The following is a 10,584-nucleotide window of genomic DNA, read 5'->3' as shown; positions in this document are numbered from 1 at the left end:
CGCATCTTCTTACCAGATCACTGAAGCGTATACCGGCAACCAGGTTCACATGACCGCCGAACTGAACAAATAAGTCACGTTTTCCTGTCGAAAGAGCGCCTGCGGGCGCTTTTTTTTGCTTTTTAGCCAGCCTGCCGGGTGAGCCGCCAGTACGACACCAGCGTACTGAGAATGAAGGCGCTCTCCATGGCAACCGCCACGGGCGATCCGATCACCATATTATTCACCAGCCAGCAGCCGCTACCGCAGAGGGTGAGCCGCCGCATACTTTTTGCCGCCGGGTGAAAAGCGGCGCTGGTCATCAGCAGGCTACCGAGCAGCGGTAAAACATCGGTGGGTTGCTGCCAGCTTAGCGCGCTGCACAGGCAGGTTGCGACAATAAACCCATTTTTCATTTTCCGCGCGGTCGTCATGATGGCGGTGAGATAACGGCATGCGGCCAGCGCCATCAAACTTGCGGCTACGGGCGCGTTCAGCAAGCAGAAATGTACCGCCAGCAGGCTGGTGGAGGCGGCAAGTATCGCCAGGGTTATCCGACGACGGGCAAACTGAAATGCCAGCAAATCAAAAATGAAAGAAAAGCCAGCCAGCATTTGCGACAGCCAAAAAGCGCTCATCATCGTTTCCTCTACGGTGTGATGAGGCGATGGTAGCGGCCTGGCGGCAGGCTTTCGTTAACCTTTGTTAAGGCGCGCGCGGATGCGCGACAGGCTCACCGGTGAGATGCCGATATAACTGGCGAGATCTTTTTGCGTTAATTGTGCTTCCCATGCGGGAAAATGGGTTTGCACATAGCGATAGCGTTGCTCCGGGTTATTGAGCAAAAACATCTGCTCCTTCTTCTCTTTAAAGATCAGTTGCTGGCGCAGGAGCGCTATTTTTGCCACCTGATGTTCTTCTTTTTCCAGTAAACGCAGCGGTACTTCGCTGAGCACGCCTGGCGTCAGCATTTGCAGGCTGTAATCCGCCACGCTACCGGTTAGCCAACTGAGATAGAGAAAACAGCACTCACCGGGAAAATAAAACTCCTTTACGCGCTCGCTCCCTTCCGGCGAATGCCAGACCGCACGCGCAATACCTTCGTGCAGCACAAACATTTTTTGCTGGAGATCACCCTGTCTGAGCAGGGTTGTCGTCGGGCGGATTTGCACTGTTTTCTGACCGACAAGGAGGGGGGCTAACAAATCAGCTATCATGCAGATCTCTATTGTTCATTAATTTTGACAAAGAATGGCAAATCATTCCGCTTTTTGTTGCGAGCAAACAGGACTACTCTTTAATTCATCGAGGCACGGTGCCTCACTACAACAAATTAACGTAAGGGTTTATATCATGAAAAGCATCAAAACTTTTGTCGCAGTTGTCGCCCTGGCTACTTCTTTTGGTTCTTTCGCTGCCCAGTCCGTGACCGCAACTGATTTAACGCTGAGCGGTGCTGAAGCAAAAATTGCGGCGCAGGCTCAACAGGCGGGTGCATCTTCTTACCAGATCACTGAAGCGTATACCGGCAACCAGGTTCACATGACCGCCGAACTGAACAAATAAGTCACGTTTTCCTGTCGAAAGAGCGCCTGCGGGCGCTTTTTTTATTTCTGCGATGGGATGATAGCGTATTATCGGGGATGTAATTGTGTTCAGTAATTACCCAAAGTGTTTTAAAAATATCCCTATATTATTGAAATGCCCGATGGCATATAAGAAATGTCGTCGGGCATTATTATTATGGGTGAGTTAAATTCACATTCTTATTATTACAGTGCGTTATCAATAATAATATTACGCGGTAAGCGAATTATTAATTATATGTGTAGTTAACAATAATCTGGCTTGACTGGCCATTGACTGTCACCATTCTACCGGTGCCATTTACGCGGGCATATAAACTGAACGGTTGGTTCGGTGCGAGATTATAAGGTGTGAAGTCAATATTACCTGAACGTGCATCAGAAATATCCCTACAGTTGTTACCGTTGTTATAGCATAAATAAACCTGCATTCCAGCCGGGTAGGAACTGTAAGCCCAGGTGTAATAAACCATGCCAACTTTACCAGTTGAAGGTGTTCCGGCTGTAATCGGGAACGTCTTGTTATACCATTGGTTTTTTACTGAGATTGATGGTGCAAGCATTGAGCCGATGGACGTGCCGCCCGTTGCAAATGCGCTTGAAGAGATAAACATTAAACCTGATAAAGCCAGCAGGATCGATTTCCGTTTCATTTAAAGCCTCATTAAAGAGTAAGCTAACTAATATCCATGATATTTAACTTAAATCATGGGAATTATTGAGTTGCCCTGCGTGAATACAAGGCAACTCAATAATTCTTATTTGTCAGCCATAATTTCCTTTTGCCCGTGGAAAACTAGATAATATATTTATTTTTGTCAACGTTTATTATTTCAATTAAGCGAGGCTTAATTGCTGTTTAATATTTAAATATCCGGGGTAAAGTATACGGAATACCTATCGGCGGATGTGGTTAATTCTTTAGGTGTCAATTTTGGTAGGTTTGGTTGAAATGAATCCATGGCAAAAAAGCTAAAGCTTTCGTTTTTCTGGCCGTTAATATTGATATGTAGTTCACACCATATCCGTGTTCTTCAGGATGAATTATTGGCAAACATGGAACGGTTGCACGACTCAGGGATAAGCGAAACTCACCACACGACATCTGGCGCTGACTTGATACGCCTGGATTCGGTGACCTATTCCTACGCCACCGGTACAGCGCGGCAGACTATCCTGCACAACATTTCGTTATCTATCCCCGCCGGGCAAAGTTGCGCCATTGTTGGCGCGTCTGGCTCGGGGAAAAGCACACTGCTCAATCTGCTGGGATTGCTTGATACGCCCACTTCCGGGCGCGTGATGTTTCATGGCGAAGATATGTCCCGCTGTGGCGCAGACGCCCGCGCGACGGCGCGTAATCACATCATTGGTTATGTCTTTCAGAGCTTCAATTTACTGCCCCGGCTTACCGCGCTGGACAATGTTGCTTTGCCGCTGCTCTACCGCGGCGTGCTGCGCCATGAGGCCCAGGACGCTGCCCGCAAACAGCTTCAGCGCGTTGGTTTAAGCGATCGCGCGCATCACCGTCCTGCGGATTTATCCGGCGGGCAGCGCCAGCGTGTGGCCATTGCCCGAGCGCTGGTTGGTGAACCGGCTTTGCTGCTTGCCGACGAACCTACCGGTAATCTTGATAGCCAAAACGCTGCTGACATTATTGACTTGTTGCTGGCATTGAATCGCGACAGCGGCACCACGCTGGTGCTGGTAACGCATGACAATTCCATTGCCCGCCGCATGTCGCGCTGCATTCAGGTGGCTGACGGGCGGATCAGCGAGGCAACGCATGTCTGATCTTCGTCTGCCCGCCGCAATCCGTGTTTCTAAGCCTTCACGCTACGGAATGCCGTGGCTGCAACTTTTGCTGGAGTCGCTGGATAACCTGCGGCTGCTGGGGCGCCGCGCGGTGCTGGCGCTATTAGGTATCGCGGTGGGCTGCGCGGCGGTGGTGGCGTTGCTCAACATTGGCTACAACGCCGAACGTGAAGCGATGAGCATCTTTCGCGGTATGGGTAGTGAGCTGCTGGTGGCTAATATTCAGCAGCCTGTCGGTTCCGGCCGAAAACCACTGGTTGCGCCGGCCGATCTGGATATCGATACCTTGCATCAACGCATCCCGGAAATTGACGCCGCCTCTGCGCTCGTCCCCAGTAACACGCAAGCACGTTTTAATGGCCGAACGGCGGCGGCAACGCTGGTCGGAAGCGGCGCTGAACTGCCTTCTGTTCTGCGGTTGCAACTGGAACAGGGCCGCTTTTTGAGCCGCTTTGATGCGCAGAGCACCTACGCCGTTCTCGGGGCGAATGTCGCCGCACAATGGGCTCAGCCCGACCGCCCTGTACTACTCGGCGACCGCATCCAGATTGGCGGTTATCTCTTTGAGATAGTCGGTATTCTGCGCCCGCAAGGGCCAAACCCGATCATTCCGGTCTCCGTGGATGATGCCATTTTGCTGCCGATTACCGGTATGCGCCGGGTAATCAGTTTTCCGCAAATAACGGGCGTAGCGGTGCGCAGTCGCAGTGGTGAAGAACTGGAGCGCATCGCGCCCCGGCTACAGGCGTGGCTCAGTGAAAAGATGCCTGGCTTCGAGGTCAATGTGCAGGTTCCTCAGCAGTTGCTGGAAGGCATTGAGCAGCAGTCGCGCCTGTTTTCCTGGTTGCTCGCCGGACTTGGCGGCATCTCGCTGTTGGTCGGCGGGGTGGGCGTGATGAATGTGATGGTGATGAATGTGTCAGAGCGTCGGCGGGAGATTGGTGTGCGCATGGCGCTGGGCGCGCGTCCGCGCGATATCGCGATGCTCTTTTTGCTGGAAGCGATTGTCTTAGCCACCGTTGGCGCGCTGCTTGGCGCGGCGGCGGGGTTGGCGGCGGCGTGGCTGTTTGTCTGGTTTTCCGGCTGGTCTGATTTTGCCTTATCCGCCGCTGCGTTGCCGCTGGGCATTGGCAGCGCCATTGTTATCGGGCTGTTTTTTGGCTTATCTCCCGCACTGGCGGCGTCCCGGCTGGAGCCGGTGGAGGCGCTGCGCGATGCGTAGACATGTCTGGCTATGGTTACTGGCAAGCCTGATTGTTTGCCCGGCGCGTGCTGAAATGCCGGTGAACCCCTCCCATGCCACGCGAGACGGCGAGACGGCGCGTATTGCCCTGAAAGGCGACAGTATCGATCTCACCCTGAGCGATGCCATTTATCTCGGGCTGCGTGATAACCGCGCTATTCGTAGCGCGTATCTCGACAGGGTTGCGCAGAAATTTGACCTGCGCGTGGCCGAAGATCGCTTCACGCCAAAACTGGTGCTCTCCGGCAATTATCTATCCACGCGTAACCAGGACGACCGCTACCGGCAGGGAAACCTGACGCCGGGTTCCACGCTGCTCACCCCGTACGGCACGCGCGTTAGCCTCGGCTGGACATATCAGCACACCGACGCCAACGTGGCGGGGTTATCCCACAGCGACGGGGCGAACTTTTCTGTTATTCAGCCGTTGCTGCGCGGCGCGGGTAAAGATATTGCCACCGCGCCGGTTCGCCTTGCGCAGATGACCGAGCAAATCAACCGCCTGAATTTGAAGTCCACCGTTTCGCAGACGATCACCCAAATTATCACCGCTTACCGCGATCTGTTGCTGGCGCAGGAGCAGTTAAAGATTGCTCAGGATTCGCTGGCGCGGGCGCGCCAGTTGGTGGAAGTGAACCAGGCGATGATCAGCGCCGGGCGCATGGCGGAGTTTGAAATTGTGCAAACCGAAGCCGAAGTGGCCTCACAAGAGCTGTCGCATGAAGAGGCGCGAAACCGGGTGGATATGGCGCGGCTGGCGCTGTTGCAACTGCTGGCGTTGGATCTGCATGCGCCAATCGTCGCGACCGAAGCGCTACAGGCAAAGCCTGTCGAGGTGCAGGCCGATCGCGCACTGAAACAGGCGGAGGCGTCGCAGCCCGCTTACCTGGCGCAGCTGCTTGTTGGCGAACAGGCTGCGATTAACCTCGCCGTCGCCCGTAATGACCGGCTGTGGGATGTTTCGCTGGTTGGCGGCGCGACGCAGCAGCGTAACCGTGCGGCGCGAGGTGATGGCGCGCGCAACTGGGATAACTATGTTGGGGTTCAGGTGGAGATCCCTATCGGCGACATGACCGCCCGGCAGGCGGAAGTGCAAGCGCAGGTTAATGTGAAGAACCAGCAAATCCAGCTGGCGGAAGCGCACCAGCAGCTTGACCGTGACGTAACCAACGCCGTGCGCGATATGGGCACCCGCTGGCGGCAGTTTGAGATAGCCCAACGCGCGCGGGATTTGTCACGCCGCAAACTGGAAATTGAACGGGAAAAACTGACCGCTGGCCGCTCCAGCAACTTCCAGGTGCTGAGCTTTGAAAACGATCTTCGCAACGCGGAAAACGCCAGGCTAAATGCGCTTATCAGCTATTTGAATGCGCAGGCCGGGCTCGATCAAACGCTGGGAACCACGCTGCAAAGTTGGGATATTTCGCTCAATGATTAAGTTTCTTATGCAAAAGCAACGCCTGCTTTTACTGCTGACACTTGCGGTAGTGGCTGGCGGCTCGCTCTTATGGTGGATTGTCGCACGCGAACCGGAGAGTGGCGCTGCGCAGGAGATCTGGCTGCCGGTTCAGCCGCAGCGGCTTGAAAACCAACTGGGGCTGGTGGGGCGTATTCAGGCGGCCCGCCAGCAAACCCTTGCCGCGCCGTTTGACGGAGTGATCCGCGAAATCGCGGTTCACGAAGGGCAACGCGTTGAAAAGGGGCAAGTGCTGATAGTGCTCGATCCCGGACAGATTGAAATCCAACTTCGTCAGGCGCAGGCGGAGCTTTTGAAAGCGCAAAAAGAGGTGGCGCTGTTTCGCAACTGGAGCAGCAGCCCGGATGTTTCGCGCGCCAGACGCCTGGTGCAGACTGCGCGCGCGACGCTTTCCAATACGCAGGCCAATCTTCGCGATACTACTGCGCTTTTTAAGCGCGGGATTGTCGCCCGTATGGAAGTCGATGCGCTGGCGCAGCAGGCACAAGCGCAGCAGCAGGATCTGGCTGCCGCGCAGGAAGAGTTACAAACGATGGAAGCGCGGGGTAAAGGCGAGGACAGCAAAATTGCCGATATGGAACTGACAAATGCGCAGGCCCGCTACGCTGCGCTGAAGGCGCAGGTGGAACGGCAAACGTTACGCGCGCCCTATGCCGGTTTTATCATGCGCCCGGTCGCAACGGATAGCGGTAAACCGGTTACCCTCCAGCCGGGTTTGTCGGTGAGCCAGGGCGCGGCGTTATTGACGGTGACGGGGCTGGACACGATGCAGGTAGTGACCCGCGTCGAGGAAGCGGATCTCCACCAGTTAAAAGAGGGGATGCCGGTCAACATCACCGGAGAAGGGTTTGCCGGAAAAACGCTCAGCGGGCAGATCCGTGAAATTGGCGTTCAGAGCAGCGCGGCAGAGACGCAGGGCGCTTATTACGATGTCACTGTGTCGGTAGATACGCCGCTGGCGGATTTACAGCAAGATATTCGGCTGGGAATGAGCGCCCGGCTGGCGGTGATCACCTGGCAGAACGAACACGGTATTGCGGTGCCCGCTCAGGCGTTACATATCGATCCGCAATCCGGGGCGCGCTGGGTGCTCTGGCGAGCCTCGTCCGGTGAGACACCGCGCAAAGTAGTGGTCACCATCGGGCAGACGGTGGCGCAGGGGGTGGAAATCCACGGGATTGACGCGGGGGAAGTGCGCGTTGAAATGGGCGCGCAGGGCAGTTCGGCTAACCCTGTTCCCGTGAGTATCCATTAACACATCCGTTTCTTATGCGATTCCGGCAAGGCGCAGCAGCGCGGTGACGACCGCAGCGGAGAGGATCACCACAATCAGCGGCATTTTGCGCCAGGCGAGAAACAGCGCGAAAAGCACGCCCAGTACGCGTGCCATGCCAGCGAAATGCCCGCCTTCATAGAGCATTGATGCCAGCGCGACCGCGAAAAGCAGGGTGGTAGCCGCATCCGACAGCAGTGCCTGCGAATGTTCGGAAAGCGCCAGCCGGCTGCCGAGTTTTGCGCCGCCAAGGCGCATCAAATAGGTGCCGATAGAAAGGATGGCGATACCGCCAATAATGAGCGCGACGCTGGCCATTATTTCTTCCTCGTCAGTAAGCCAAGTAAAGAGAGCAGCACCGGTAATCCCACCGGCGCAAAAGGAACGGCGGCGAGCGACAATACCGCGCCGCTCGAGGCGCGAATCAGCGTGGTGCGCTTTTTCAGCGCCGGCAATACCAGCGCCAGCAAAATTGCCGGGAAAACCGCATCCAGACCGATGGTTTCCGGTGCGGGCAGCAATTTACCCACCGCCGCCCCTACCAGTACGCCAGCGGGCCACAATAACGCGACACCTAAACCGCACAGCCAGTAAGCAGCTTTACGCTGCTCGGCGGTGGATTGTGATAAGCCGAACACGACGCTTTCATCATTCATGATGTGGCAGCCGAGAAAAGTGGCCGCACGTTGTCCTACCAGCTCACGCACCGTGACGCCAAAAGGGATATGGCGAGCGTTAACTAACAGACCCGCCAGAGCCGCAGCCAGCGGATTGCCGCCGCTGGCGACAATACCGATAAACATAAACTCGGATGCGCCAGCCAGCACCAGGGTGGAGAGCGCCAGCGGCACCCATAAAGGAAAGCCGTAAGCCATGGCCAGCGATCCATACGAGACGCCGACAACGCCCACGGCCAGGCAGACCAGAAAAATAGCTTTTACGGTGTCGCCCTTCAGCGAGGCGAAGTGTCTGGTGAACATCTCTCTTTACCCATATCGAACGTTTATCCATTATAATGAACACACCAGAATCGTTTTTCAACAAGAACGATTCGTTCGATTAAATGAACAATGGGGTGTTTATGACACAGCCAATTAGCATCATTGCCAAAAGTCTGGTGCGTGAGCGACTGCGAACCGGGCTTTCGCTGGCGGAGATTGCCCGCCGGGCGGGGATCGCCAAATCCACGCTTTCACAATTGGAAGCGGGTAACGGTAATCCTAGTCTGGAAACGCTCTGGGCGCTGTGCGTCGCGCTGGACATTCCCTTTGCGCGCCTGCTGGAACCGCAAAAACCCACCACACAGGTTATTCGCCGTGGCGAAGGCACGAAAGTGATTGCCGAAGAGGCAAATTACCAGGCGATATTGCTTGCTGCCTGCCCGCCCGGCGCACGACGCGATATCTACCTGTTGCTGACTCAGCCAGGCGCCGATCGGATCTCGCATCCTCACCCGACAGGTTCAGTGGAGCACATTATTGTGACACAAGGGCGGGCGCTGGTCGGGCTGACGGAAGCGCCGGAAGAGTTAGGCGAAGGGGATTACATTTGTTATCCGGCGGACAGAGAACATATCTTTAAAGCACTCGAAGCCAATACACAGGCTATTCTGGTGGCTGAACAAAATTAATCCGCTTTAATTCCACCCGGCGTTAATAAAAAGTGCCGAACAGACATTTCCCGTTCGTTAATCCCCCTCCGTTGCGAAGGGGGCTAACCGCTTACTCCAGGTAGAACACTTCTTTTAATTCCGCGCTGACCGGGCTGTTGTCCGGATTAGCGGGCATTACATCACGCATATATTTCCACCAGCGCTGGCACACTTCCGTATTCGCGACCGCGTTCCAGCGCGCTTCCGATTCAATCTCAACGGTGGCGAACAACAGGTTGCGCTGTTTATCGAGAAAAATGGCGTAATGGTGCGCCCCGCCTGCTTTCAGCGCTGCTTCCAGCTCCGGCCAGATCGGGTTGTGGCGACGTTCATACTCTTCGTGTGCATCGGGATTTACCTGCATCACAAAGGCTTTACGGATCATAATGCCTCCAGATAAAGCTCGCGGACTTCGTCCCGGCTGGCGGTTCGCGGGTTGCACGGTGCGCACGGATCGGCGAGCGCTTTATCCAGCCAGCCTTCGATATCCGCTTTGGTAACGCCGAGTTTGCTGAAACCAGAAGGAATACCGACGCGCGCGCTCAGGGCGCGGATCGCATTGATGGCTTCCATGCTGGCGGTTTCATCGCTCATTCCTTTGGTGTCGACACCCATCGCCTGCGCCACGCGGGCAAAACGGGCGACGGCGTTCGGGCGGTTAAAGTTTTCGATGACTGGCAACAAGATGGCATTGCATACGCCGTGCGGCAAATTGTGCGTGGCACCCGGCTGGTGCGCTAACGCATGAACCAGACCAAGCCCGGCGCTGTTAAAGGCCATGCCGGCAAGATACTGGCCGTACGCCATTTGCTCACGCGCTTCGAGGTTGTGGCCGTCATCAACCGCCTTTGGCAGCCACAGGTTAATTAAGCGAATCGCTTCCAGCGCGTTGGCGTCGGCCAACGGGTGCGCACCCACCGAGACATATGCTTCAACGGCGTGGGTCAGCGCATCCATGCCGGTTGCGGCGGTAACAGAAGCGGGGATCTCCAGCATCACGCTGGCGTCATCCACGGCTATATCGGGAATAATGTTCGGGTCGATAATCACTTCTTTCACCTGCCGCGCGGAATCAATGATTACCGCGTTACTGGTCATCTCCGCCGCCGTCCCGGCGGTGGTATTGATGGCGACCAGCGGCACACCGGGGTTTTTCACTTTGCCGACGCCGGAATAGGCGGTCGATGGGCCAGGGTTAGCGGTGAGGATTTTCACCCCTTTGGCGGTATCGATCGGGCTGCCGCCGCCGAAGGCGATAATGTAATCGCAGGCGGCGTTTTGATACGCCGCATAGCCTTGTTGTACCAGCGCTTCCGTTGGGTTCGGGAACACGTCATCAAACAGGTGATACGGCATGTGATGCGCTTTCAGCGCGGCAAACAGGCTGTCCAGCAGACCCAGTTTGACCAGTTGCCCGTCGGTGACAATCAGCGCTTTTCCCCACTGTTTGTTCGCCACCATCTTGACCATATCGCCGATAGCGCCCGCGCCATGCAGGCTGATTTTGGGTAGTGCTAACATAAAGCTCATACATAACTCCTTTATTTTCTTTGATTTTTA

General features: G+C 55.6%; 13 protein-coding genes. 6 read left to right on the top strand and 7 right to left on the bottom strand.

Annotated features, from left to right (window positions below):
• Window positions 1-122 precede the first annotated feature (122 nt).
• Entirely contained in the window at window positions 123-620 is a 498-nt protein-coding gene (locus tag DFO56_RS22920) for a YgjV family protein (RefSeq protein ID WP_233500433.1), read from the bottom strand.
• A 54-nt stretch (window positions 621-674) separates the two neighbouring features.
• Entirely contained in the window at window positions 675-1,196 is a 522-nt protein-coding gene (locus DFO56_RS22915; RefSeq protein WP_045512399.1) for a Crp/Fnr family transcriptional regulator, read from the bottom strand.
• A 136-nt stretch (window positions 1,197-1,332) separates the two neighbouring features.
• On the opposite strand from DFO56_RS22915, the gene DFO56_RS22910 reads away from it, so the two are divergent.
• Complete coding sequence (locus DFO56_RS22910) at window positions 1,333-1,545, top strand: YdgH/BhsA/McbA-like domain containing protein (protein WP_045512396.1); 213 nt, start codon at window positions 1,333-1,335, stop codon at window positions 1,543-1,545.
• Window positions 1,546-1,795: 250 nt separating this feature from the next.
• Here the strand turns inward: DFO56_RS22910 and DFO56_RS22905 are convergent, their stop codons facing one another.
• On the bottom strand, window positions 1,796-2,218 hold the full coding sequence (locus tag DFO56_RS22905; protein WP_082071798.1) for a flagellar protein FlhE: 423 nt from the start codon (window positions 2,216-2,218) through the stop codon (window positions 1,796-1,798).
• Window positions 2,219-2,621: 403 nt separating this feature from the next.
• On the opposite strand from DFO56_RS22905, the gene DFO56_RS22900 reads away from it, so the two are divergent.
• Genes DFO56_RS22900 through DFO56_RS22885 form a run of 4 tightly spaced genes read left to right on the top strand, consistent with a single transcriptional unit; the run spans window position 2,622 to window position 7,355 of the window.
• The gene (locus tag DFO56_RS22900; protein WP_045512392.1) at window positions 2,622-3,359 is read left to right on the top strand and encodes an ABC transporter ATP-binding protein; all 738 of its coding nucleotides are present in this window, start codon (window positions 2,622-2,624) and stop codon (window positions 3,357-3,359) included.
• Window positions 3,352-4,602 carry an ABC transporter permease gene (locus DFO56_RS22895; protein WP_045512388.1) on the top strand — a complete coding sequence of 417 codons (1,251 nt, stop codon included), beginning with the start codon at window positions 3,352-3,354 and terminating at the stop codon, window positions 4,600-4,602. The genes DFO56_RS22900 and DFO56_RS22895 overlap by 8 nt, the downstream gene beginning before the upstream one ends.
• On the top strand, window positions 4,595-6,061 hold the full coding sequence (locus DFO56_RS22890; protein WP_045512386.1) for a TolC family protein: 1,467 nt from the start codon (window positions 4,595-4,597) through the stop codon (window positions 6,059-6,061). Before DFO56_RS22895 ends, DFO56_RS22890 begins: the two co-directional genes overlap by 8 nt.
• On the top strand, window positions 6,054-7,355 hold the full coding sequence (locus DFO56_RS22885) for an efflux RND transporter periplasmic adaptor subunit (RefSeq protein ID WP_045512383.1): 1,302 nt from the start codon (window positions 6,054-6,056) through the stop codon (window positions 7,353-7,355). Before DFO56_RS22890 ends, DFO56_RS22885 begins: the two co-directional genes overlap by 8 nt.
• A 12-nt stretch (window positions 7,356-7,367) precedes the next feature.
• Here the strand turns inward: DFO56_RS22885 and DFO56_RS22880 are convergent, their stop codons facing one another.
• The gene (locus tag DFO56_RS22880; protein WP_017459679.1) at window positions 7,368-7,691 is read right to left on the bottom strand and encodes an AzlD domain-containing protein; all 324 of its coding nucleotides are present in this window, start codon (window positions 7,689-7,691) and stop codon (window positions 7,368-7,370) included.
• The gene (locus tag DFO56_RS22875) at window positions 7,691-8,353 is read right to left on the bottom strand and encodes an AzlC family ABC transporter permease (RefSeq protein ID WP_045512381.1); all 663 of its coding nucleotides are present in this window, start codon (window positions 8,351-8,353) and stop codon (window positions 7,691-7,693) included. Before DFO56_RS22875 ends, DFO56_RS22880 begins: the two co-directional genes overlap by 1 nt.
• 101 nt (window positions 8,354-8,454) lie before the next feature.
• Here DFO56_RS22875 and DFO56_RS22870 point away from each other — a divergent pair, with 101 nt between their 5' ends.
• Complete coding sequence (locus tag DFO56_RS22870; protein ID WP_045512379.1) at window positions 8,455-9,003, top strand: helix-turn-helix domain-containing protein; 549 nt, start codon at window positions 8,455-8,457, stop codon at window positions 9,001-9,003.
• A 91-nt stretch (window positions 9,004-9,094) separates the two neighbouring features.
• On the opposite strand, the gene rhaM is transcribed toward DFO56_RS22870, so the two are convergent.
• Together rhaM and fucO are read right to left on the bottom strand one after the other, a co-directional pair.
• Window positions 9,095-9,409, bottom strand: a complete 315-nt coding sequence (rhaM, locus tag DFO56_RS22865; protein ID WP_020455911.1) for an L-rhamnose mutarotase — start codon at window positions 9,407-9,409, stop codon at window positions 9,095-9,097.
• Complete coding sequence (gene fucO, locus DFO56_RS22860) at window positions 9,406-10,554, bottom strand: lactaldehyde reductase (RefSeq protein ID WP_045512377.1); 1,149 nt, start codon at window positions 10,552-10,554, stop codon at window positions 9,406-9,408. Before fucO ends, rhaM begins: the two co-directional genes overlap by 4 nt.
• Window positions 10,555-10,584: the final 30 nt, after the last annotated feature.

The organism is Kosakonia sp. AG348, from assembly GCF_003337365.1.
Taxonomy (GTDB): Bacteria; Pseudomonadota; Gammaproteobacteria; order Enterobacterales; family Enterobacteriaceae; genus Kosakonia.
Note: the sequence above shows the minus strand (reverse complement) of the source record. Positions and strands in the feature narration are given on the sequence as shown.

Excerpts from the sequence above, each read along its gene's own strand:
- DFO56_RS22920 (WP_233500433.1), bottom strand. The coding sequence starts at position 620 with ATGATGAGCGCTTTTTGGCTGTCGCAAATGCTGGCTGGCTTTTCTTTC.
- DFO56_RS22915 (WP_045512399.1), bottom strand. The coding sequence starts at position 1,196 with ATGATAGCTGATTTGTTAGCCCCCCTCCTTGTCGGTCAGAAAACAGTG.
- DFO56_RS22910 (WP_045512396.1), top strand. The coding sequence starts at position 1,333 with ATGAAAAGCATCAAAACTTTTGTCGCAGTTGTCGCCCTGGCTACTTCT.
- DFO56_RS22905 (WP_082071798.1), bottom strand. The coding sequence starts at position 2,218 with ATGAAACGGAAATCGATCCTGCTGGCTTTATCAGGTTTAATGTTTATC.
- DFO56_RS22900 (WP_045512392.1), top strand. The coding sequence starts at position 2,622 with ATGGAACGGTTGCACGACTCAGGGATAAGCGAAACTCACCACACGACA.
- DFO56_RS22895 (WP_045512388.1), top strand. The coding sequence starts at position 3,352 with ATGTCTGATCTTCGTCTGCCCGCCGCAATCCGTGTTTCTAAGCCTTCA.
- DFO56_RS22890 (WP_045512386.1), top strand. The coding sequence starts at position 4,595 with ATGCGTAGACATGTCTGGCTATGGTTACTGGCAAGCCTGATTGTTTGC.
- DFO56_RS22885 (WP_045512383.1), top strand. The coding sequence starts at position 6,054 with ATGATTAAGTTTCTTATGCAAAAGCAACGCCTGCTTTTACTGCTGACA.
- DFO56_RS22880 (WP_017459679.1), bottom strand. The coding sequence starts at position 7,691 with ATGGCCAGCGTCGCGCTCATTATTGGCGGTATCGCCATCCTTTCTATC.
- DFO56_RS22875 (WP_045512381.1), bottom strand. The coding sequence starts at position 8,353 with ATGTTCACCAGACACTTCGCCTCGCTGAAGGGCGACACCGTAAAAGCT.
- DFO56_RS22870 (WP_045512379.1), top strand. The coding sequence starts at position 8,455 with ATGACACAGCCAATTAGCATCATTGCCAAAAGTCTGGTGCGTGAGCGA.
- rhaM (WP_020455911.1), bottom strand. The coding sequence starts at position 9,409 with ATGATCCGTAAAGCCTTTGTGATGCAGGTAAATCCCGATGCACACGAA.
- fucO (WP_045512377.1), bottom strand. The coding sequence starts at position 10,554 with ATGAGCTTTATGTTAGCACTACCCAAAATCAGCCTGCATGGCGCGGGC.